22 protein-coding genes are annotated in these 22,355 nt (G+C 67.1%); 9 read left to right on the top strand and 13 right to left on the bottom strand.

The window, feature by feature from the left end:
• Positions 1 to 199: 199 nt before the first annotated feature.
• Positions 200 to 1,081 carry a TorF family putative porin gene (locus tag ACTIFS_RS03765; RefSeq protein ID WP_439572705.1) on the bottom strand — a complete coding sequence of 294 codons (882 nt, stop codon included), beginning with the start codon at positions 1,079 to 1,081 and terminating at the stop codon, positions 200 to 202.
• Between the two features lie 226 nt (positions 1,082 to 1,307).
• Positions 1,308 to 2,918 (bottom strand): malate synthase A, encoded by a 1,611-nt coding sequence (gene aceB, locus ACTIFS_RS03760; RefSeq protein WP_439572704.1) that lies wholly within the window; start codon positions 2,916 to 2,918, stop codon positions 1,308 to 1,310.
• A 193-nt stretch (positions 2,919 to 3,111) separates the two neighbouring features.
• On the opposite strand from aceB, the gene ACTIFS_RS03755 reads away from it, so the two are divergent.
• On the top strand, positions 3,112 to 4,068 hold the full coding sequence (locus tag ACTIFS_RS03755; RefSeq protein ID WP_439572703.1) for a hypothetical protein: 957 nt from the start codon (positions 3,112 to 3,114) through the stop codon (positions 4,066 to 4,068).
• 40 nt (positions 4,069 to 4,108) lie between these two features.
• Here ACTIFS_RS03755 and ACTIFS_RS03750 read toward each other — a convergent pair whose 3' ends face one another.
• Complete coding sequence (locus tag ACTIFS_RS03750) at positions 4,109 to 4,873, bottom strand: DeoR/GlpR family DNA-binding transcription regulator (protein WP_439572702.1); 765 nt, start codon at positions 4,871 to 4,873, stop codon at positions 4,109 to 4,111.
• A 93-nt stretch (positions 4,874 to 4,966) separates the two neighbouring features.
• Here ACTIFS_RS03750 and ACTIFS_RS03745 point away from each other — a divergent pair, with 93 nt between their 5' ends.
• Together ACTIFS_RS03745 and pgi are read left to right on the top strand one after the other, a co-directional pair.
• Entirely contained in the window at positions 4,967 to 5,476 is a 510-nt protein-coding gene (locus tag ACTIFS_RS03745) for an RNA pyrophosphohydrolase (protein WP_439572701.1), read from the top strand.
• Between the two features lie 96 nt (positions 5,477 to 5,572).
• On the top strand, positions 5,573 to 7,213 hold the full coding sequence (pgi, locus tag ACTIFS_RS03740; RefSeq protein ID WP_439572700.1) for a glucose-6-phosphate isomerase: 1,641 nt from the start codon (positions 5,573 to 5,575) through the stop codon (positions 7,211 to 7,213).
• Positions 7,214 to 7,250: 37 nt separating this feature from the next.
• On the opposite strand, the gene ACTIFS_RS03735 is transcribed toward pgi, so the two are convergent.
• A complete protein-coding gene (locus ACTIFS_RS03735) occupies positions 7,251 to 8,894 on the bottom strand; it encodes an ABC transporter substrate-binding protein (protein ID WP_439572699.1) in 1,644 nt (547 codons plus the stop codon).
• Positions 8,895 to 9,088: 194 nt separating this feature from the next.
• Positions 9,089 to 10,024: an N-carbamoyl-D-amino-acid hydrolase gene (locus tag ACTIFS_RS03730; RefSeq protein WP_439572698.1), complete on the bottom strand. Its 936-nt coding sequence runs from the start codon at positions 10,022 to 10,024 to the stop codon at positions 9,089 to 9,091.
• A gap of 183 nt (positions 10,025 to 10,207) precedes the next feature.
• Here ACTIFS_RS03730 and ACTIFS_RS03725 point away from each other — a divergent pair, with 183 nt between their 5' ends.
• The 6 genes from ACTIFS_RS03725 to ACTIFS_RS03700 all read left to right on the top strand — a co-directional run bounded on the left by ACTIFS_RS03725 (position 10,208) and on the right by ACTIFS_RS03700 (position 15,710).
• The gene (locus ACTIFS_RS03725) at positions 10,208 to 11,155 is read left to right on the top strand and encodes a dihydrodipicolinate synthase family protein (RefSeq protein WP_439572697.1); all 948 of its coding nucleotides are present in this window, start codon (positions 10,208 to 10,210) and stop codon (positions 11,153 to 11,155) included.
• Positions 11,156 to 11,472: 317 nt separating this feature from the next.
• The gene (gene arfB, locus ACTIFS_RS03720) at positions 11,473 to 11,901 is read left to right on the top strand and encodes an alternative ribosome rescue aminoacyl-tRNA hydrolase ArfB (protein WP_439572696.1); all 429 of its coding nucleotides are present in this window, start codon (positions 11,473 to 11,475) and stop codon (positions 11,899 to 11,901) included.
• Between the two features lie 57 nt (positions 11,902 to 11,958).
• The gene (locus tag ACTIFS_RS03715; RefSeq protein ID WP_439572695.1) at positions 11,959 to 13,404 is read left to right on the top strand and encodes an AMP nucleosidase; all 1,446 of its coding nucleotides are present in this window, start codon (positions 11,959 to 11,961) and stop codon (positions 13,402 to 13,404) included.
• Between the two features lie 87 nt (positions 13,405 to 13,491).
• Positions 13,492 to 14,703 (top strand): bifunctional phosphopantothenoylcysteine decarboxylase/phosphopantothenate--cysteine ligase CoaBC, encoded by a 1,212-nt coding sequence (gene coaBC / locus ACTIFS_RS03710; RefSeq protein ID WP_439572694.1) that lies wholly within the window; start codon positions 13,492 to 13,494, stop codon positions 14,701 to 14,703.
• Positions 14,700 to 15,158 carry a dUTP diphosphatase gene (dut, locus tag ACTIFS_RS03705; RefSeq protein WP_439572693.1) on the top strand — a complete coding sequence of 153 codons (459 nt, stop codon included), beginning with the start codon at positions 14,700 to 14,702 and terminating at the stop codon, positions 15,156 to 15,158. Before coaBC ends, dut begins: the two co-directional genes overlap by 4 nt.
• A 120-nt stretch (positions 15,159 to 15,278) precedes the next feature.
• The gene (locus ACTIFS_RS03700; protein ID WP_439572692.1) at positions 15,279 to 15,710 is read left to right on the top strand and encodes an RrF2 family transcriptional regulator; all 432 of its coding nucleotides are present in this window, start codon (positions 15,279 to 15,281) and stop codon (positions 15,708 to 15,710) included.
• A gap of 10 nt (positions 15,711 to 15,720) precedes the next feature.
• Here ACTIFS_RS03700 and ACTIFS_RS03695 read toward each other — a convergent pair whose 3' ends face one another.
• From ACTIFS_RS03695 to ACTIFS_RS03660, 8 genes are all read right to left on the bottom strand, one after another.
• Entirely contained in the window at positions 15,721 to 16,872 is a 1,152-nt protein-coding gene (locus tag ACTIFS_RS03695) for an aminotransferase (RefSeq protein WP_439572691.1), read from the bottom strand.
• Between the two features lie 69 nt (positions 16,873 to 16,941).
• Positions 16,942 to 17,655 carry a class I SAM-dependent methyltransferase gene (locus ACTIFS_RS03690; RefSeq protein ID WP_439572690.1) on the bottom strand — a complete coding sequence of 238 codons (714 nt, stop codon included), beginning with the start codon at positions 17,653 to 17,655 and terminating at the stop codon, positions 16,942 to 16,944.
• On the bottom strand, positions 17,655 to 18,188 hold the full coding sequence (locus ACTIFS_RS03685; RefSeq protein WP_439572689.1) for a TIGR00645 family protein: 534 nt from the start codon (positions 18,186 to 18,188) through the stop codon (positions 17,655 to 17,657). Before ACTIFS_RS03685 ends, ACTIFS_RS03690 begins: the two co-directional genes overlap by 1 nt.
• 40 nt (positions 18,189 to 18,228) lie before the next feature.
• Positions 18,229 to 18,549, bottom strand: coding sequence for an HPr family phosphocarrier protein (locus ACTIFS_RS03680; RefSeq protein WP_439573035.1), 321 nt, complete (start codon positions 18,547 to 18,549; stop codon positions 18,229 to 18,231).
• Between the two features lie 114 nt (positions 18,550 to 18,663).
• Positions 18,664 to 19,065 carry a PTS sugar transporter subunit IIA gene (locus ACTIFS_RS03675; RefSeq protein ID WP_439572688.1) on the bottom strand — a complete coding sequence of 134 codons (402 nt, stop codon included), beginning with the start codon at positions 19,063 to 19,065 and terminating at the stop codon, positions 18,664 to 18,666.
• A 96-nt stretch (positions 19,066 to 19,161) separates the two neighbouring features.
• On the bottom strand, positions 19,162 to 19,635 hold the full coding sequence (locus tag ACTIFS_RS03670; protein WP_439572687.1) for an HPr kinase/phosphorylase: 474 nt from the start codon (positions 19,633 to 19,635) through the stop codon (positions 19,162 to 19,164).
• Positions 19,632 to 21,428: a stimulus-sensing domain-containing protein gene (locus ACTIFS_RS03665; protein WP_439572686.1), complete on the bottom strand. Its 1,797-nt coding sequence runs from the start codon at positions 21,426 to 21,428 to the stop codon at positions 19,632 to 19,634. Before ACTIFS_RS03665 ends, ACTIFS_RS03670 begins: the two co-directional genes overlap by 4 nt.
• Before the next feature lie 19 nt (positions 21,429 to 21,447).
• Positions 21,448 to 22,143 (bottom strand): response regulator transcription factor, encoded by a 696-nt coding sequence (locus ACTIFS_RS03660; protein WP_439572685.1) that lies wholly within the window; start codon positions 22,141 to 22,143, stop codon positions 21,448 to 21,450.
• Positions 22,144 to 22,355 lie beyond the last annotated feature (212 nt).

The following is a 22,355-nucleotide window of genomic DNA, read 5'->3' as shown; positions in this document are numbered from 1 at the left end:
CGTCTCGCATCGGCACGTTGCAATCTGATGTCGCAACGGAACGCCGCGAACCGGGCTGCGCTACAGATGGTCGATGTCCGGAGCGGGCGCCAGAGCCCAACGCTCGATCCGGGCAAAATGTCGCGCCGGCAGGCAAGTCGCCATAGCAAAAGGGCCGGGACAAGCCCGGCCCTTCGTCAATGCAGGCGCGTTCAGGCGATCAGCGGTAGGGCAGCTTCGACCACTGGAGGTCGACCGAGAGGGTTGCAACCACGCTGTGGCCGCACCAGTTGGAGCGGCCGGAACCGGTGAGCACGCCGCGGTAGTCGCCGGTCGTGGCGAAGCACTGCTGCGAGGTCAGGTTGGTGCCGTGGTAGCGCAGGTCAAGGGTGAGGAAATCCCTGTAGGTCCACGACACGCCGGCGTTCCAGTACAGGTAGTCCTGGATGTTGAAGTCGTTGCCCGGTCCGAACACCGTGGTCGTGCCCAGCCAGTAGTGACCGATGGCGCCGGAGATGGCGAAATCGTTCGGCAGCTTGATCTTGGCATTGGCCTCGGCATAGAGGCCGGAGGCGCCGGTTCCGAGCCAGTTCGGCGCATAGTAGACCGCCGCGCCGACATTGATCTGCGGGGTGATGTCGTAGCCTGCCTTGCCGTAGAACTCGACGAAATTGGTGCGCGCCGGCGCCCAGACGCCGTTCAGGGCCGGAGCCGGAAGACCGGCCGTCACGAACTGGGTCTCGTTCGGATAGAGGTAGTACATCACGCCGAGGTCGAAGGAGGCATCGCCGATGACCGGCCGGATGCCGGCATAAAGATCGACCTCGCCGACCGGGCGGTTCGGAAGCTTGGTGGTCCAGAAGGCGGCGCCGCCATAGAGCCAGCCATAGCGCAGTTCGCCATAGACATTGGCCGCCGGCCCGCGGGCCGACTGCGAAATTCCGCGGAAATTGTAGTCGGACATCAGCTTGCCGCCGAAGGCGAAGTCGAACGCCCAGGGCGTCGGCGCCGCGATCGGGGCTGGGACAGCAACATCCGCCGCCATGGCCTGGCCGGCGAAGGATGTGGCAAGAAGGCCGGCAAGCACTGCTTTGCGAAACATGGTCTGCTCCCGAAGATCGACACCGTTGTCGAGCCGCGGCGATTCACCGCCATTGGCATGACACAATGTCGTCATGCTTCCGCGATGCGGAACAGACAAAAAAACGGGCAAACCCTGCCTTTTTGCCCATCATTCGGGCATTGTCATAGGGGCTGTGGAGACTGTGTCTTCGCAGTCACAGCATGGGAGGGTGCAGCGCACCCTCCCTTTGGCTGATGCCGCAACGTCAGGCGAGCAGGCGATAGGCCGGCAGGGTCAGGAACTCCTCGAAGTCGGGTGCCAGCGACAGCCGCTTGAACAGATCCACAGCCTCGGCGAATCGCCCGCCATCGAACGCGGCATCGCCGACCTCGCCGCGCACGACCGCCATTTCCTCGGCCAGCGCCGTTTCGAAGAAGCCGGGCGTGCAGGTGATGCCGCCCTCGAGCGCGACCCCGTATTTCGTCCACTGCCAGATCTGGGCGCGCGAGATTTCTGCGGTCGCGGCGTCCTCCATCAGGTTGTAGATCGGCACGGCGCCGCGGCCGCGCAGCCAGGCCTCGATATATTGCACGCCGACGCGGATGTTCTCGCGATAGCCGACCTCGGTGCGAATGCCCTCGTGGACCTCCAGCAGGTCGGCCTGGCCGACCGTCACGTCGTCTCGCTGGCGCGACACCTGGTTCGGCTGCGGCATCAGACGGTCGAAGGCCTCCATCGCCACCGGCACCAGATCCGGATGGGCGACCCAGGTGCCGTCATGGCCGATGGTGGCTTCGCGCTCCTTGTCGGCCTTCACCTTGGCGAAGGCTGCGGCATTGGCCTCCGGATTGTTCTTGATCGGGATCTGGGCGGCCATGCCGCCCATGGCGAAGGCGCCGCGCCGGTGGCAGGTCTTGACCAGCAACTCGGCATAGGCCTTGAGAAAAGCCTTGCTCATGACCACCTGGCCGCGGTCCGGCAGGACATAGTCCCTGTTGCGGGCCAGCTTCTTGATGAACGAGAAGATGTAGTCCCAGCGGCCGGCGTTCAGGCCTGCCATATGGTCCTTAAGCTCGAACAGGATCTCGTCCATCTCGAAGGCCGCCGGCAGGGTCTCGATCAGCACGGTCGCCTTGATCGTGCCCTTCGGGATGCCGAGTTGCTCCTGGGCATGGACGAAGACATCATTCCACAGGCGCGCCTCCAGATGGCTCTCCATCTTGGGCAGGTAGAAGTAGGGGCCGGAGCCCTGCGCGATGGCGGCCCTGGCATTGTGGAAGACATAGAAGCCGAAATCGAACAGCGATCCCGACATGGGTTCGCCGTCGACCTCCATATGCACCTCCGGCAGGTGCCAGCCGCGCGGGCGCGGGATGATGACGGCGACCTTGTCCTGCAGCGCGTAGGACTTGCCCGAGACCGGATCGGTGAAGGCGAGGGTGCCAGCCCAGCGGTCCTTGAGGTTGATCTGGCCATCGACCTGATTGGTCCAGGTCGGCGAATTGGCATCCTCGAAATCAGCCATGAAACACTTGGCGCCGCAGTTCAGCGCGTTGATGACCATCTTGCGGTCGACCGGCCCGGTGATCTCGACGCGGCGGTCCTGCAGATCGGCGGGGATCGGCGCTACCGTCCAGTCACCCTCGCGGATATGCTTCGTCTCGGCCAGGAAGTCCGGCAGCGCGCCGGCATCGAACTGCTTCTGCCGCTCGGCGCGCAGCCTGATGAGCCGCTTGCGCGTCTCGTTGAAGCGCCGCTGCAGGCCGGCAACGAAAGCCACGGCCTCCGGCGTGAGGATCTCCTCGTAGCGGGGCGCCATCGCGCCGGTGACCTTGATGCCGTGGCCGAAATCCGTCGTGGGATGCGTGCTGGTCATGACAATCTCCTCCCGAGCGTGCGCGACTGAGCCGATGGCAGAAATGTAGCGCAGCGCCGCTTTTGCAGAACCGGCCAAGACCGACGAGCACTTTTGCCAATCCGGCAAGAATGCGCCGGACTGGCTTTTCGGGTCGCGGCCGTCTATGGCCATGCCGCTCCGGCCCCCGAAGGCAAAGACCCGCATTCGAACCATGGCGCAGATCACGCCCGTCGAGACCTATTCCTTCACGCCCGACGACCTCAAGGTCGGCGAGCGGCGCCCGGGTATCTCGGCCTTCGTGCGCACGCGCAACGGCGCCGACTTCATCCGCGCCACGATCCTGAGCCATGCGCCGTATGTCGACGAGATCGTCGCCGTCTATAACCAGTGCACCGACGGCACCGAGGCCATTCTGGCCGGCCTGCAGGACGAACTCGGGCCAGAGAAGCTGCGCCTCTACCACTACCTGCCGCGGGTCCATCCCCCCGGCTCGTCTGAACATGCCGCGGAGCCGGGCGCCTCGCCGCACAGCGTCGTCAACTACTCGAACTTCGCGCTGACCCGCACCAGCCGGCAGGTGGTGGTCAAGCTGGACGACGACCACATCGCATTCGACCGCCTCCTGGCGCCGATGGTGGCCGATATCAGGTCCGGCGGACTGGCTCCCGGACGAATGACCTGCTTTTCCGGCCTCAACCTTGCCCGCGACGCGAACGGGGACATCGGCATTCATGCCGGTACGCCGTTCTCCGGCAATGGCGATATCGGGTTCTTCCGCCTCACGCCCGACGCCTATTTCGTCCATGACCGGCGCTTCGAGGATTTCCGCAAGTATCACTTCCGGCGCGTCTTCGGCGGCTTCGCCTACTGGCACATGAAATATCTGAAGACCGGCCTCGGCTTTGCCAACTACGAGATCGAGGAGGGCCGCAACCGGCGCTTCGAGCGCAAGGAGCGCGACTTCCTGAATAGCCGCGAGGTCATCACCCTTGCCGAGTTGCAAGCCTCGCTGCCAGGGCTGCGCTCACGGGTGATGCGGCACCTGCCGTTCGAGAAATGGGCACTGATCGGCGGCCGCGCTCTGGCCATTCTCGACAATATGGTGACGGAAGCCGACATCGCCGACCTCGTGGCGGCGCAGGGCCTCGGCCGTGCCCTGACGGCATAGCCGGTCTGGGGCCAGACCCGGCTGTCGCCGGACTGGCGGTTCAGGCCACCAGCATCTCGAGGCCGCGAGCCTCGACGGCCTCGGCGAGCGAGGCTCCGGGAGCCGAATCGACGATGATCCCGGCTGCCTGGTCCACGCCTTCGATACGCACCGGAGTCTCGCAGTCGAAACGCGAGGAATCGACCAGGAAATAGGCCCGCTTGGCAGCCGAGATCATCAGCTTGCGCTGCTCGGCCGCGACGCGGGAGAAATCGGTCGGCTGGCCATCGGAAGCCAGACCCCCGGCCGAGATGAAGGCGATGTCGACGCGGTAATTGCGCAGCATCTCCATGGTGTCGATGCCGACCGTGCCGTCCTCCACAGCGTTCACCTCGCCGCCCAGCATCACGACCCGGAACCCCGGCACGCGGGCGAGCAGCGCGGCATTGGCAATGCCATTGGTGATGACGGTCAGATGGGTCCGGACCGCCAGCGCCTCGGCAACGGCAAGCGCGGTCGGGCCGCAATCGAGCAGGACGACCGAGCCCTCCTCCACCAGCGCGGTTGCCGCACGCGCAATCGCGACGCGGCCATTGGCATTGTCGACGGGGCGCAGCACGATCGGCAACTCGCTCGTCGCGCGCCGGGTCGCACCCCCGTGGACGATGTTGAGTTCGCCCCGCTCGGCCAGAATCTTCAGATCGCGGCGGATCGTCTCACGCGACACGTCGAGTTCATGCGCAAGATCGGCGACGGTCGCCGAGCCCTGTTCGATGAGGCGCTCACGAATGCGATCGTGGCGGTTGACGGCGAGAGGACGAGACATATTCAGACAGCTTCATTTGGTGAAAAGGGGCAGAATAAGGAACAATGCTTACTCGACCACGCAGAACGCCACGTTTCATCCGGATATATACGGATGCGCGCCGCTGACGCAGCCTATCGCCCGAATGTCGGCATCGCGCTGTTCGACGCGCGCGGCCGCGTGCTGATCGCCCGCCGCACCGGCGACGATGGCCCGGAAGTGATCGCGCCGGGTTACGAATGGCAGATGCCCCAGGGCGGCGTTGACGATGGCGAGACCATCGAGGCTGCGGCCCGGCGCGAACTGGCGGAGGAAACCGGTGTCAGCAGCGCCGCCCTGCTCGCCATCATGCAGGACAGCCTCACCTATGACTGGCCGCCCTATTGCGGGCCACCGCACCGGCTCGGCCGATGGACGGGCCAGCGCCAGACCTGGCTGGCCTTCCGGTTTCTCGGCGAAGAGACAGAGATCGATGTCGGTCGTGCCGCGCCGGGGGAGCATCCGGAGTTCAACGCCTGGCGCTGGGAACGGCTCGACCGGCTGCCGGCACTGGTCGTGCCCTACAAGGGGGATGTCTATAGGGCGGTCTGCCGCGCCTTCTCAGCCTTCGCCCGCCCGGCCTGACAGCCGGCCGCGCTCCCGCCATCGCTCATCATCATTCGGTCACGATGGCTGATGATGGTCCGCGCGCCGTCATCGATGCTTCGGACATGAGACCCCATGACATCAGCAGTTGAACAGGCCCTTGCGGCGCTTCACGCCCATCGGCGCGCCACCGGGGCAGCCGACATCCCCGCGCTGTTCGGCGCCGACCCGAAGCGCTTCGCCCGCTGCTCGCTGAAACTCGGCCCGCTGCTGATGGACTGGTCCAAGACGGAGGTCACGGCCCGCACCATGCGGCTGCTCGTCGGGCTTGCCCAGGCGGCCGGCGTGGAGGGGCGGCGGGATGCCATGTTTGCCGGCGAACGGATCAACGTGACCGAGGACCGGGCGGCCCTCCACGTCGCGCTGCGCAACCTTTCCGGGCGAGAAATGACGGTCGATGGCCGCGACGTCATGCCGGCGGTGGCGGCGGAACGGGAGCGCTGCATGGCCTTCGCCGAGGCGGTCCGGTCGGGCGCGCTTCGCGGCGCCACCGGCAAGCGCTTTTCGGCGGTTGTGAATATCGGCATCGGCGGCTCCGATCTCGGACCGGCCATGGCGGCCGGCGCGCTCGCGCCCTATGGCAAGCGCGGGCTGGCCGTCCACTTCGTCTCGAATGTCGACGGCGCCCATATCGCCGACACGCTGAAGGACCTCGACCCTTCCCGAACGCTGTTCGTCATCGTCTCCAAGACCTTCACCACGGTGGAGACCATGACCAACGCCACGACGGCACGCAGCTGGGTGGCCCAGGCGCTTGGCGATGCAGCGGTCGGCCACCACTTCGCGGCCGTCTCCACGAATCTGGCCGCGGTCAACGCCTTCGGCATTCCCCAGGCCAGCATGTTCCGCTTCTGGGACTGGGTGGGCGGCCGTTATTCGGTCTGGTCGGCGGTTGGTCTCGCGCTGATGATTGCCATCGGCCCGCGCCATTTCACCGCCTTCCTTGCGGGCGCTGAACGGGTCGACCAGCATTTCCGGACCGCGCCGCTCGCCCGCAACATGCCGGTCGTCATGGGCCTGCTCGGCTTCTGGCACCGCGTCATCTGCGGCCATGCCAGCCACGCCGTGTTGCCCTATGACCAGCGCCTTGCGCGCCTGCCGGCGCATCTGCAGCAGCTCGACATGGAGAGCCTCGGCAAGGGCGTCACTCTCGACGGCCGGCCGGTGACGGGGCCAACCGGACCGGTGATCTGGGGCGAGCCGGGAACCAACGGCCAGCACGCCTTCTTCCAGCTTCTCCACCAGGGCACCGAGGTCGTGCCCTGCGACTTCCTGGTGGCGGCAACACCGCACGAGCGCGGGCGCAAGCACCATGACCTGCTGATCGCCAATTGCCTTGCCCAGAGCCAGGCGCTGATGACCGGACGCAGCCTCGACCAGGCCCTCGCCCAGCTTCTGGAACGCGGGATGGCGCGTGCCGAGGCCGAGAAGCTGGCGCCCCACCGGGTCTTTGCCGGCAACAGGCCCTCGACGACCTTCCTCTACCGCAAGCTCGACCCGGCAACCCTCGGCATGATCGTGGCGCTCTACGAGCACAAGGTCTTCGTGATGGCGACGCTGCTCGGCATCAATGCCTTCGATCAATGGGGCGTCGAACTCGGCAAGGAACTGGCCACGGCGCTGGAACCGGTCGTGACCGGCCGCAGCGCCGCGACCGAGGGCCTCGACGGATCGACGGCCGGGCTGATCGCCCAGTTGAGGAAACTTCGCGTGTGACCGCCGGCCGCGCGCCCTGGCGCAGAGCCGGCCGGCCTCACGCTGCGGGGCCGACCGTCACGGGCGTGTAGTCCTGGAACCAGTTGCGGGCCTGAACGAAGCCCCGCACCCGAGGAGAGAGGCCGCGCGGATTGAGGTCGTGGACCACGAACAGGGCGGCCGCGTCATCGACCAGCATGGCGTGCAGCTTGCCCATCGCCTCGTTCTGCGCCGCGGGATCGAAAGCCTCGCGCATCGCCTTGATCTGGGCGTCGATGGCCGGGTTGTTGTACCAGCCCCAGTTCACGCCGCGCGGCGCGGTGAGGCTGGAATCGTAGATCACCCAGCCGGTCGTCGGATCGATGGAGGGGATGGCGATGTTGAGCGCGTGGAAGCCCTTCTGCTGCTCGGCGCGGGTTCCGCCGCGCAGCATGTTGATGATGGTGGTGAAATCGACGACCTGGAAGGTCACGTCGATGAAGATGTCCTTCAGGTTCTCCTGAAGCATCTCGTTCATCGGCATCGGCACCATCTGACCGCCGCCGCCGGAAGCGATGACGGCGACCACTTCAAGCCGCTTGGCAGGACCGTAGCCGGCTTCCATCATCAGCTTCTTTGCCGCCTCCACATCGTAGCGGATGTCGAAGGTCGGTTTGCCGAACCACGGGTCTCCCGGCAGGACCTTGCCCTTGGCCGGCAGAGCCGTGCCGGAGAGCAGCTGCACCATCGCATCGCGGTCGATGGCGAGGTTCGCCGCCCTGCGCACGCGGACATCCGCAAAGGGCGTGCCCGGATTGACGTTGAGCCTCCACGCCCAAATATGCGGATAGGAGTTCTGCACGACCTGGAAGCCGGCGCCCTTCAGCGAGGGGATGGCATCAGGCGGCAAGGTTTCGGCAATGTCGATCGTGCCGGAGCGCAGCGCGGCGATCCGGGCATTGCTGTCGGGGATCGGCAGCAGCACCGTGCGGAGCGTCTTCGGCACGCGCGCCTTGTCCCAGTAGGCGGCGTTGGCCTCGAGCTCGACCCGCTCGCGGGGGGTGACCGAAACCACCTTGTAGGGGCCCGTGCCGGCCGGACGCTGGGTGAATTTCTGCCAGTCTCCGCCGAGTTCGGCGAGGCGCGCCGGGCTGACGAACCACAGATAGGACAGCTGGTAGGGGAACATGCCGTCGACCACGTTGGTGGTAACTGCGATCGTTCGGGCGTCGATCTTCGTATAGCCGGCAACGGATGACAGGCGCGAGCGCACGAGACCGACCCGCGGCTGGTGAAACTGCGGTGCGTCCGCCTTGAAGATCGAGTCGAAATTCCAGATCGCGGCATCGGCGTCGAAGGGCGTGCCGTCGTGGAAGGTGACGCCCTCGCGCAGGGTGATGATCCAGCGCTTCTTGTCGGACGGATCGACCTCCCATCGGGTCGCCAGACCGGGGGCAAGGCCCGACGGCTGGTCAGCCTTCGACATGTCCCAGTTCACCAGGGCGTCGAACACCATGTAACCGCCGAAGCGGATGCCCTCGAAGCCGCCTTCCGGCCCGCCCCACAGGCGCGGCACGTCGGACAGCGAGATGCCGACGCGCAGCGGTCCGTTGGCCTGGGCGAATGCGCCGGCCGGAAGCGCTGCAGTCACCACCCCGGCCGCGGTGGCCTTGAGGAGCGTGCGCCGGGAAATGCTGCTGCGGGAGACGATGCTGCGCGCCATGACGGGCCTCCGGGTTGCTTGCCTGGAGGTCCTGCATACAAGTCATGTGCCAGTGCGATTAACCCTCTAACCTTCTGATATCAAAGAGATGAGGGTCCAGAGCCGCAGTACCCGGCCTGGAGTCATTTGCAGCAGAGTGCCGCTAGGTTAGGCAATGCGGGAGGCTGCCTGCATTGCGGGCGCGGCCGGGGGCATTACTGGCCCAGCGGCTCGCCGACCCCGACACGCTCCGTGATCAGCCCATAGTGCTCGATCCGCCGGTGGCGCTTGAAGTCGAAGATGGTGTCCTTGCCGAACCGCGTCTCGTCGAGGTCGCAGGCATGGACCAGCAGCCCGTCCTCCTCGTGGTCGATCTCGCCGACGATCCTGCCGTTCGGATCGACGATCAGCGTGCCGCCCATGCAGTGATGGCCGTCCTCGGTGCCGGCCTTGGCCACCGCCACCACCCAGGTCGCGTTCTGATAAGCACCAGCCTGGCAGGACAGGCGGTGATGGAACAGGCGGTCCTCGATCCGCTCGTCACCTCGCTGGGAATTGACAGAAGGGGTGTTGAAGCCGAGCACCACCATCTCCACGCCCTGCAGGCCCATGACGCGATAGGTCTCCGGCCATCGCCGGTCGTTGCAGATGGCCATGCCGACCAGACCGCCCTCGAAGCGCCAGACCGGGAAGCCGAGGTCGCCCGGCTCGAAATAGCGCTTCTCCAGATGCTGGTGGCTTCGCCCGGGGTCGAGCTCGACATGGCCGGGCAGATGCACCTTGCGGTATTTGCCGACAATCCGACCGGTCTTGTCGACGAGGATCGAGGTGTTGAAATGATGCCCGTCGGGCGTCAGCTCGGCATAGCCGAAGCTCATGGCCATGCCAAGTTCAACCGCCTTGTCGAACAGCGGCTGGGTCGCCGGTCCCGGCATCTCGGCCTCGAACCAGGGATCAGCCTCGGCGCGATCCTCATGATACCAGCGCGGGAAGAAGGTGGTCAGCGCCAGTTCCGGATAGACGATGAAGGTGGCGCCCTGCGCCCTGGCCTGTTCCATCAGGGAGATCATGCGCGCGACCACGGACTGGCGGCCCTCGGCCTTCTGGATGGGGCCGAGCTGGGCGGCGGCGACGGTGACGATGCGGGCCATGGGCTTCTCCTGATCCCATGAGGCTAGGCCGGCCGGCGGGCCGGCGACAAGTCCGGCAGCCGCACCGCGCTGGGCATCCGCACGACGGAAACCGGCAGGCCAGCCTTGCGGCGCCCGCCTTTGACCGGCACCTTCTTCCGTGTCATCCGCAGCGCCACGACAATCCTGAGCCAGGAGACAGCCATGAAGGCGAACGGCACCGAGCTTTCCACCGCCAGCGGCGTTTACGTGATCGCGGCGACGCCCTTCCATGACGATGGCCGCGTCGACGAGAAGTCCACCGATTCGATGGTCGACTTCTATCGCGCCTGCGGCTGCGACGGCATGACCATCCTCGGCGTCATGGGCGAGGCGCCGAAACTGTCGGCCGAGGAATCGGTTGCCATCTCCAAGCAGATCATCCAGCGCGCCGGCCCGTCCATGCCGGTCATCGTCGGCGTCTCGGCACCGGGATTTGCCGCCATGAAATCGCTTGCGCGCACGGTGATGGATGCGGGCGCGGCCGGCGTCATGATCGCCCCGCCCAACACGCTGCGCACCGACGAGCAGATCGTCACCTATTACAAGCAGGCCGTCGACGCGATCGGCGGCGACATTCCGTTCTGCATCCAGGATTTTCCGCTCACCTTCTCCGTGCAGATGAGCCCGAAGGTGATCCGCTCGATCATTCAGGAGCTGCCCTCCTGCGTCATGCTGAAGCACGAGGACTGGCCGGGGCTTGAAAAGATTTCTGCCCTCCGCGGTTTCGAGGCCGATGGCTCCATGCGCCATGTGTCCATCCTGTGCGGCAATGGCGGCCTGTTCCTCGACTTCGAATGCGAGCGCGGCGCCGATGGCGCCATGACCGGCTATGCCTTCCCCGACATGCTGGTGGACGTGGTGCGCCTGCAGAAGGCCGGCAAGCGCGATCAGGCCCATGACCTGTTCGACGCCCACCTGCCGCTGATCCGCTACGAGCAGCAGCCGGGTGCCGGCCTTGCCGTGCGCAAGTATCTGCTCAAGAAGCGCGGCGTGATTGCCTCGGAGGCCCAGCGCAAGCCGGGCGCGCCGCTCTCGGCCAAGGCCCGCGCCGAGGTCGACTACCTGTTCGACCGGCTGTCCAAGCACGATGCCCGCGCCAAGGCGGCTTGAGGGTATAGGGCAGGGCCTTGCCGGTATTGCCGGCGGCCATTCGGCCTGACCTGCACGGCGCGAGTGCGTCCTTCGAGGCTCGGCCGTTCGGCCTCGCACCTCAGGATGAGGAGGGCGATGATCTGCACTGTCGGGGCATGGGGCGCGTCACAACCGCTGCGCACCTGGCCTGCCATCCGCCACCTCCCTCATCCTGAGGTGCGAGCGCAAGGCGCGAGCCTCGAAGGACGCAGTTCGGTGGTGCCATACGCCCTGCTGGAGCCAACAGTCCGCAACAGCTTGTTGCGCATCGAACCCGCTGCGACAATGCGCAAGCCATGGCCGATCCCATCCCCGTCACGCCGTTCCTCGACCTGAACCCGGACGACGTCACCTATTCGTTCGTCCGGGCGTCCGGCCCCGGCGGCCAGAACGTCAACAAGGTCTCGACCGCCTGCGAACTGCGCTTTGATCTGGCGGCCGCCGCGCTGCCGCCCGACATCAAGGCCCGGCTGGTGCCGCTGGCCGGCTCCAGGCTGACCAAGGATGGCGTCCTGATCATCCAGGCCGACCGGTTCCGGTCGCAGGAGATGAACCGGGAGGATGCCCTCGCCCGCCTCGTGGCGCTGGTGGCCCGTGCCGCGGTCCGCCCGAAACGACGCATCGCCACGAAGCCGTCGCGCGCCTCGAAGGAGCGGCGCCTCGAGGGCAAGGCGAAGCGCTCGGGCGTCAAGAAGGGCAGGCAGAGCCGGCCCTCCATCGACTAGGCGGCCCGCTGCGGAGGCCCGCTGCCCTTGCCGACGGGCGCGCGGTATAGTCGCGCCATGGCCGGCACCCTGACCCCTGATTCCGCCGTCGACAGGCTCGAGGAGCTCTACGACACCGCCACCGATGCGCTGCGCGCGGCGCTCGCGCGCTATCTTGCCGGGGGCCCGCCGCCCTCGCCCGAGGAGCGCGCCCGTTTCGTCTATCCGGAACTGGCCGTCACCCACGCACCGGACCGGGCCGGGCCGCGCAACCGGCGCGCCTATGCCAAGTTCTCCCGGCCGGGCCTCTATGCGACCACCATCACGCAGCCCGGCTTCTTCCGCCGCTACCTGCTCGACCAGCTCCGCCCGCTCGTCTCCGAATATGGCGCCACCATCGCCGTTCGCCCGAGCTCCCAGGAGATCCCCTACCCCTATGTGCTCGACGGCGTCGACGAACTGGCGGCCGGCGGGCGCAGCCCCTCCGAGCTTGCCCGGCACTTCCCCTCGCCGCTGCTCGCGCTGGTCGGCGACGAGGTGGCCGACGGCACGTTCGACTGCCTGCCCGGCGGCGGGCTGCCGCTGTCGCTGTTCGACGCCGTCCGCGTCGACTATTCGCTGCGCCGCCTGGTCCACTATACCGGCACCGACTGGCGGGCCGCGCAGCCGTGGATCCTGCTGACCAATTACCACCGCTATGTCGACCAGTTCGTCGCGTGGAGCGCCGGCGAGATCGAGGCCGGGCGTGCCCGGAAGCTGACCGCGCCCGGCGGCCTGTCGATCACGCGCGAGGATCTCGACGGCGGCATCGCCCGCATCGCCACCTCGGCGTGGCACCGGTTCCAGATGCCGGCCTATCACCTCGAGCGCGAGGGCACGGCCGGCGTGACGCTGGTCAATATCGGCGTCGGCCCGTCCAACGCCAAGAACATCACCGACCACCTGGCCGTGCTGCGCCCCCATTGCTGGCTGATGATCGGCCATTGCGGCGGCCTGAGGCAGGCCCAGGAGATCGGCGACTATGTGCTCGCCCATGCCTATCTCAGGCGCGACCATATTCTCGATGCGCTGGTGCCGCCGGAAATCCCGATACCGGCGCTTGCCGAGATCCAGACGGCGCTGCAGGAAGCCTGCGCCGCCGTCACGGGAGCCACCGGCGAGACGCTCAAGCACCGCCTGCGCACCGGCACCGTTGTAACCAACGACGACCGGAACTGGGAGCTGCGCTACACCCAGGAAGCGCGCCTGTTCAACCTGTCCCGCGCCATCGCGGTGGACATGGAAAGCGGCACGATCGCCGCGCAGGGCTACCGGCTGCGCGTGCCCTATGGCACGCTGCTCTGCGTCTCCGACAAGCCGTTGCACGGCGAGATCAAGCTGCCGGGCGCGGCCAATGCCTTCTATGCCACTGCGGTGGCCCAGCACCTGCTCGTCGGGCTCGATGCCGTCGAGCGCCTGAAGCGCGCGGGCGGGGCCATCCACTCACGCAAGCTCCGGAGCTTCGACGAACCGCCGTTCCGCTGACCCGCCAGCCAGCCTCCCGCTTGGCGACCTTGAACGGCAGCGGCAAAGGGTTACGTTCGCGCAACCTCACCCGGGGGCCTCCCGCCCATGCTCACGGCCAAGCGCATCCTTCTCGTCATCGGCGGCGGCATCGCTGCCTACAAGTCGCTGGAACTGATCCGGCGGCTGCAGGACCGCGGCGCGAAGGTACGCGCGATCCTGACGCGGGCCGGGGCCGAATTCGTCACGCCGCTGTCGGTCGGCTCGCTCACCGGCGACAAGGTGTTCCAGGAGCTGTTCTCGCTCACCGATGAGAACGAGATGGGCCATATCGAGCTCTCGCGCGATGCCGACCTGCTGGTCGTCGCGCCGGCCACCGCCGACCTGATGGCCAAGATGGCCCATGGCCATGCCAATGACCTTGCCTCGACGGCGCTCCTGGCCACCGACAAGCGCATCCTCGCAGCGCCCGCCATGAATGTGCGCATGTGGCTGCACCCGGCGACACAGCGCAATGTCGGCATCCTGAAGGGCGACGGCGTCACCTTCGTCGGACCGAACGCGGGCGGCATGGCCTGCGGCGAGTTCGGTCCCGGCCGGATGGCGGAGGTGCCGGAGATCATCGCGGCCATCGAGGCGATGATGGTTGACCCCGCCGTGAGCCGGCCCCTTGCCGGCCACCGGGTGCTGGTCACGTCCGGCCCGACCCGCGAGGCGATCGATCCCGTCCGTTACATCTCCAACCATTCGTCGGGAAAACAAGGCCATGCCATTGCGAAAGCGGCCGCCGAGGCCGGCGCCGATGTCACGCTGGTGACCGGGCCCGTGGGCGTCGCCGACCCCGTCGGCGTCACGGTCGTGAAGGTGGAGAGCGCGCGCGACATGCTGGCCGCCGTGGATGCGGCGCTGCCGGCCTCCATCGCGATCTTCGCGGCGGCGGTCGCCGACTGGCGCGTGGCCGACATCGCCGGCGGCAAGCTGAAGAAGGGACCAGACGGGCCGCCGGCCCTGTCCTTCGTGGAGAACCCCGACATCCTGGCAACCGTCGCGCGTCATGGGACGAAACGCCCCAGGCTGGTCGTCGGCTTCGCCGCCGAAACCGAAAATGTCGTCGACAATGCCCGCGCCAAGCTTGCCCGCAAGGGCTGCGACCTGATCGTGGCCAATGACGTGGCGACCGGCACAGGAACCTTCGGCGGCGATGCCAATACGGTGCATCTTGTCAGCAGCGAGGGCGTCGAGACCTGGGCGCGCCAGTCCAAGGACGAGGTCGCCCGCGCGCTCGTGGCCCATCTGGCCAGGAGGCTTGCCGGAGCATGAGCGGGCCTGTGACGATCGCCGTCGAGCGGCTGCCGCATGGGGAGGGCCTCGCCCTGCCGGCGGCGCAAACCGAACATGCCGCCGGCATGGACCTTCTGGCAGCGCTTCACGAAGCCGAGCCACTCCTGCTCGCCCCCGGCGCCCGTGCCGCCGTGCCGACCGGGCTGAAGATGGCGATTCCGCCCGGTTTCGAGGGACAGGTGCGGCCGCGCTCGGGCCTTGCCCTGAAGCATGGCCTGACCGTCGCCAACGCGCCCGGTACCATCGACGCCGACTATCGGGGCGAGGTGAAGGTGCTGCTGGTCAATCTCGGGACGGAGCCAGTGACCATTCGCCGCGGGGAGCGCATCGCCCAGCTTGTCATCGCGCCAGTGGTGCAGGCGCAGCTCGTGGCGGTCGAAAACCTCGATACAACGGTGCGCGGCGCCGGCGGATTCGGCTCAACCGGGCGTTGAAGAAGACGTTCCCTGCGTTGCAGGCACAGGCCACATGCACGAAACGGGCTTCTTCACCGCGGACCCGGCATGATTTGTTGCAGGCGGGCCGATAAGGTTGCGGCCCGTTGCGGGATAACGATGCCAGTGCTTTCTCGTCGCGGCCGACTCGCCATTGCCGCGGTCATCGACATTGCGATCCATGCACGCACCGGGCCGGTCTCGGCCAAGGCGCTTGCCGCGCGCAATCACCTGCCGCCGCGGCATCTGGAGCCCATGCTTCAGCAGCTTGTCAGGGTCGGCATCCTGAAGGGCATGCGGGGTCCCCGCGGCGGCTACGACCTCGCGCGCGAGCGCGCGCGGATCACCTGCGCCGACATCGTCCGCTCTTCCCTGAGCAGCGATGCGGAGGAGTTCGAGGCCCTGTCGCCGCTGGTCGCTTCCGTGGTCTGCCCTGCCGTATCGAAGGCCGAGGACCGCTATTTCGACGAACTGGCCCGGATCACGCTGGCGGACCTGTGCGAACAGGCCGAGCGCCTGGAGGCCGTTCCCGAGGCCGTCGCCGCCCTGTGACGACAGGGGATCAGGCGCGGGCGAAGACCGGGGCGAGCCGCTCCAGCGCGCCAGTCAGCGTCTCGTCCTTCTTGGCGAAGCAGAAGCGCACCACCGAGGTGACCGGCGCCTCGGCATAGAAGGCCGAGACGGGGATGGCGGCGACCCCGTGGTCCGATACCAGGCGACGGCAGAAGCCGACATCGTCGTCGATGCCGGCGCCGGCCAGATCGACGTTGATGAAATAGGTCGCCGCACTCGGCAGAACCGTGAAGCCGGCTCCTGCAAGGCCGGCGGCGAACAGGTCGCGGGCGCGCTGGAACTCGGACCGCATGCCGGTGAAATAGCCGTCGTCCTTGGCAAGGCCATAGGCGACGGCCGCCTGCAGATTGGGCGGTGTGGTAAAGGTCAGGAACTGGTGGGCCTTGGCGAGAACCCGCATGATCTCGGGTGCCGCCACCACGAAACCGACCTTCCACCCCGTCAGCGAGAAGATCTTGCCGGCCGAGCCGATCTTCACCGCACGGGGGCGCAGGCTGTCGATGGCCAGCACCGAGACGTGGCGATGCCCGTCGAAGACGACATGCTCCCAAACCTCGTCGGAGATCACGGTCGCGCCGAAGCGCTCACAGAACCGGCCCAGCAGATCGAGATCCGCGGTCGGGAAGACGGAAGCCGCCGGGTTGAGCGGATTGTTGAGCAGCACCACCCGCGTCCGGTCGGTAAAGACCGCCGCCAGGTCCTCCTCGGTGAAGCGCCAGTACGGCGGCTTCAGGTTGACGAAGCGCGGCACGCCCCCGGCCCGGCGCACCAGCGGCAGGTAGGCGTCATACATGGGCTGGAACAGCACCACCTCGTCGCCCGGCTCGATCAGCGCGAACAGCGCTCCGGCAATGGCCTCGGTGGCGCCGGAGGTGATCATCACCTCCCGGTCCGGATCGACGGCCAGATCCTGGTGATGGCGATAATGCGCCGACACGGCCTGCCGGAGTTCGGGCAGGCCCATCATCGGCGGATACTGGTTCCAGCCGGTGACGACGGCCTCGGCCGCCTTGCGTCGCACATCCTCCGGCCCGGGATCGTCGGGGAAACCCTGGCCGAGATTGATCGCGCCGGTCTCGCGGGCAAGCTGCGACATCACCTCGAAGACGGTGGTCGGGAGGCTGGCGAAAATCGGGTTCATGGCATCACCACGCGGCAGCGTTCGCTACATCGAACGGGATGATCGATATGCGGAAAGGCCCGGGTCCTGTCAAACGTTCGAAGGGCTGGCGACGAAGGTCATGCGATGCGGCGTCAGGCCGAGATTGGGCACATGGCGACGGCCGGCAAACCCCTCGCGCCGGAGCAGCGCCAGCATGTCCGCCTCGGCATAGGTCGTCAGGCCGAGTTCGGCCCGCAGCTTGCGGTAGGGCGAGACGGCGGTTGCCACGAGGCCCATGGCCGCGGCGGACAGGTAGCCGTGGGCAAGGCCGTTGCGCAGCAGCGAGAGGACATCGGCGACCATGCCGGCATCGGGCGGGATGACATCGGCAACCACCAGCCGGCCCGACGGCTTGAGCTTCTGCCGGAACCGCCGCAGCAAGACCGCGAAATCCTCCTGCCCGAGATACTGGATGAGCGAGGAGACCACGATGACATCGGCCGTGCCGTCGGCCAGCGCGTCGTCGAGGTCTTCCGGCAGCACGGCGGCAACCCGGGCCTCGCCGGAGAAGCGCTCGGCAAGCCTTGCCACGACGCTCGGCGCCCCGTCGCACAGGACGAGACGGCCGACCGCTGCCGCCACCCTGTCGGCCTCGAGCGCCTCGCCGCAGGCATAGTCGAGCACCACGGCATCCGGACCCGTTCCGGCGGACGCCAGATGCGCCAGGATGCCGTCCGCGATCGCGCGGTAATGCACCTGCTTGTGGCGGGCGCTGACATAGATGGCATGCTCGCCATCCCAGAAGCTGCGCCAGTCGGCCATCAGTCCGCGTGTCCGGTCAGCCGGTCGGTCAGCGCAAGAAGCACGCCGGAGCCGACGAATGTGACGTGAATGATCACCAGCCACATCATCTCGCGGTCGCTCATCGCCCCTACATTCATGAAGGCCTTGAGCAGGTGGATGGCCGAGATGGCAACGATGGACGCGAGGAGCTTCAGCTTGAGCGTCGAGAAGTCGATCGTGCCCATCCATTCGGGCCGGTCCCGCCCCTTCACGTGGTCCATCTTCGACACGAAGTTCTCATAGCCGGAAAAGACCACCATGATGACCAGGTTGCCGGCCAGCGACAGGTCGATCAGCGTCAGGACGCCGAGGATGACGTCGGCCTCCTTGGCCGTCGGCACCTTGACGATGAAGCCGACAAGATCGCGCAAGAACACGACCATCAAGGCGGCCAGCCCGATGACCAGCCCGGCATAGAAGGGGGCCATCAGCCAGCGACTGGCGAACAGCGCCCTTTCCAGGCCGTTCTCCACGCGGCGTCCTACGCCCGAGGCGTCCGATATCTCGGTCATGCTGGAACCATCTCCGAACGATGCTCGCCCCTGGCTGGCGCTATTCGCCCTCGCCGAACCGGTCGGCCACCAGGGCGGCCACGGCATCCACCACTTCACGCGCCTGCGGTCCCGTCGCCTGAACGGTGACGCTGGTGCCGATGCCGGCGGCCAGCATCATCAGCCCCATGATCGAGGTTCCATCGACACTTTCGCCGGCGCGGGTGACCGTGACCCGGGCGTTGAAGCGATCGACGCAGGCGACGAACTTGGCCGAGGCTCGGGCATGGAGCCCGCGCTTGTTGAGGATCGGCAGTTCGCGCACCACGGCGCCGTCCACCGGCCCAGCCACAATCCCCCCGGATGTCTCGCCATCCCCGATCAAGCAAATCTCCCGGATCACACCATTTCGCCTGCCGACCGATGGTCAGCCAAAGCGGTCAGTTTCCAACACTCTACCAAGCGCGCGCGCCGCCACAATGGCAAAGGCGCGGGTTCACTGGCCGGCGAGGACACGACTGGCGATGTTGATGTATTTGCGCCCCGCCTCCTGGGCGTGCAGGACCGCCTCCTGCAACGGCTTCTCCTGGCGGACGGTCGCAAGCTTGACCAGCATCGGCAGGTTGATGCCGGCAACCACCTCGACGGGACGCCCGCTCATGATCGAGATCGCGAGGTTCGACGGCGTGCCGCCGAACATGTCGGTCAGCACCGCGACGCCATCGCCGGTATCGACGCGGTCAACGGCGGCGATGATGTCGCGGCGGCGCTGGTCCATGTCGTCGCTGGGACCGATCGCGACCGTCTCGACCTGACGCTGCGGCCCGACCACATGTTCCATCGCGTGACGGAATTCGACGGCCAGCTGGCCATGCGTGACAATAACGAGTCCGATCATCCGGCACTCCGCGCGCGACGCTCCGCACGCACCTTTCCGAAAGAGGCCGTAATGATCACCAAGACGACCGCGAGCGCAAGAGACCCGGACATGAGACTATCGCCGTGAGGCCGGATTGGCGACATCGCGCGACGCGCCGATGAGCCAATCCACCAGTCCAGGCAGCGGGTCAGCGCCTTCCTCGACGGCAAGACGCGGCAGGATGACGCTCCCGACTGCGACACTGCGGCTTTCCGGTTCCGGCATGCGGGTCGCGTCCGGGGCCGACAGATCGATGACGAGGCGCACGATGCCGGCCGTCTCGAACGGCCGCGCCACGATCCCGATGCCGCGCAGTTCGATCAGGCCGGCAAGAGCCGCCGGAGGCCGGGCGACGAGACGGCCATGGACTTCGGCGAGCAGCACGCGGTCATCGGCGACGAGCCTGACGGGCGGCGCGCCGGGGATCGGCGGCCCGTCGATCAGGCGGAGAGCGAGGCGCGACTTTCCCGAACCGGACGGCCCGCGGATCAGCACCGCGCGGCTGCCGACCAGCACCACCGAGCCGTGGATGGTGCCCGGCCCCGTCACGCCGCAGGCAGCCGGACGACGAAGCGGGCACCGGCAACCGTCGGTTCGCCGTCGGGACCCGGAGGACCCGGCTGGTTCTCGGCCCAGATGCGCCCGCCATGGGCCTCGACGATCTGTCGGGAAATGGACAGGCCCAGGCCGGAGTTCTGGCCGTAGTCCTGATGCGGACGATCAGTATAGAAGCGCTCGAAGATCCGCTGCAACGCGTCTTCGCGGATGCCGGGACCCTGGTCTTCCACCGCGATCTCGATGGCGCCCTTCAGCTTGCGTGCGACGACGCGGACGACACTCCCGGGCGGCGAGAACGAGCGGGCATTGTCGATGAGGTTGGTCACCACCTGGCTCAGGCGGCTGTCATGGCCGCGCACGCCGAAATCGCGCGGCCGCCCGTCCTGGAAGACCAGTTCGACCTTGACGTCCTCGCCGGCCTTCACCTCGTTGGCGATGGTCACCAGCGTGGTCAGCAGCCTGGCAAGATCGACGCGCGTCGCCTCCTGGCGCTGGAGCTCTGCATCGAGGCGGCTGGCGTCGGAAATGTCGGTAATCAGGCGGTCGAGCCGCCGGACATCGTGCTGGATCACGGCCAGCAGCCGTTCGCGGGACGCTTCCGTCTTGGCCAGCGGCAACGTCTCCACCGCCGAGCGGACGGAGGTCAGCGGATTCTTCAATTCGTGGGAGACATCGGCGGCAAAGCGCTCGATCCCTTCAATGCGGGCATAGAGCGCGTCCGTCATGTCGCGCAGGGAGCGCGACAGATGGCCGATCTCGTCGCGCCGGTGGCTGAAGTCAGGGATCTGCTCGCGCGAGCGATGACGTCGGCGCACCTGCTCGGCACCTTCGGCCAGCTTGCGCACGGGGCCTGCAATGGTGCGGGCCATGAGAATTGACAGCACCACCATGACCAGCGCGGCGACCATGAAGACGCGCAGCACCTGCAGGCGTTCGGCATCGATCACGGCGTCGATCTCGCCGCCGCGCGTGTTGAGCAGCAGCACGCCCAGCACCCCGCGGAAACGCTGCACGGGAATGGCCACCGAGACGATGATCTCGCCCTGCTCGTTGACGCGGACCATGCTGCCCTTCTGGCCGGACAAGGCCTGGGCCACCTCCGGATAGCTCTTGCCATTTCCGAAGCCGAAATCGCGGTAGATCGGGAAATTGACGCCGCCGCGCAGGAAGCGGCGGATCTCGTTCCACCATTTCTCGTAGAAGGGCGGCTTGGTGCCGATGGGCGGCAGGTCGAGGGTCTGGATGTCGCCGCGGCCATAAAGATTGCGGCTGTCTAGGATCAGGTTGCCCTCGCGGTCGTAGATGCGGGCCTGGGTCTCGGTCGGGCCGGTGAGCCGGCGCAGCACCGGCGCCACGCGCTCGGGATTGATCGGAAACTCCAGCAGGGCCGCCGGATCGTCGATGGAGGAGCCGGCACCGCCGAGCTGCAGTTCGAACAGCTTGTCCGGGTCGATGGGGATGACCGAACTGTCCACCGTCGCCGAGGCGGCGATGGCGCCGGCGATGATCTCGCCCTGGACGATGAGGCTCTGCGCCCGGGATTCGATCAGGCCCGCGCGAAAGCTCGACAGCCAGAGGATGCCGGAGACCAGGGCGACAAGGCCGGCAAGGTTGAGAAGGACGATGCGGCGCGTGAGACTGGAGAACGACCGGTTCAGCACCGCCCGCGTGAAACGGGCGGCCACGCGGCCGAACCGTGCGACAGGCCGTCCCGCGCGCGCGGGGGCTGCGGGATCCGCGTCCGCCGCCTGCGGAGGTCCGGCGCTCTGGGTTCGGTCGAGCATTGGCGGGGAGGAAGCCTCCTCACTCCTTGAAGCGATAGCCGACCCCGTAGAGGGTCTCGATCATCTCGAAGTCGTCGTCCACGGCCTTGAACTTCTTGCGCAGGCGCTTGATGTGGCTGTCGATGGTGCGGTCGTCGACATAAACCTGATCGTCATAGGCCGCGTCCATCAGGGCATTGCGGCTCTTGACCACGCCCGGGCGCTGGGCGAGCGCCTGAAGGATCAGGAACTCGGTGACGGTCAGGGTCACCGGATGGCCGTCCCAGGTGCAGGTGTGGCGCTCGGGGTCCATGCGCAGCTTGCCGCGCTCCAGCACCTTGGCGTCCGACTTGATCTCGGCCGCGGGGTCCTTGGCAGCGGCGCGGCGCAGGACGGCCTTGACCCGCTCGACCAGCAAGCGCTGGGAGAAGGGTTTGCGGATGAAATCGTCGGCGCCCATCTTGAGGCCGAACAATTCGTCGATCTCCTCATCCTTGGAGGTGAGGAAGATCACCGGCATGTCGCTCTTCTGGCGCAGGCGGCGCAGCAGTTCCATGCCGTCCATGCGCGGCATCTTGATGTCGAGAATCGCCAGGTCCGGCGGGGCCTGCTTGAAGCCGTCGAGGGCCGAGGCCCCGTCATTGTAGGTGACGATCCGGTAGCCCTCGGCTTCCAGCGCGATCGCGACCGAAGTCAGGATGTTCCGGTCGTCGTCGACGAGTGCGATGGTCGGCATGAAAAAACCTTGTGCGAACCCGGTCTTGGGGCGGTGAGGACCGCCGTTCCAACGCGGCAAGCGTGGCAAAAATGGGACTCACGCAGGATAATGCGGTGTTGACCCCGTGTCTGCCTGGAAAATCAGGGGTCCGAACGGGTGCGGACCGCGCGTCCTGAAAGCAAAAGGCCGGGGAAACCCCGGCCCTTTTCATTCCCGTGGGAGCGATAATC

This window comes from Phreatobacter sp., from assembly GCF_051860605.1.
In the GTDB taxonomy this organism is placed as follows: domain Bacteria; phylum Pseudomonadota; class Alphaproteobacteria; order Rhizobiales; family Phreatobacteraceae; genus Phreatobacter.
This window is presented reverse-complemented; position numbering and strand designations above follow the sequence as displayed.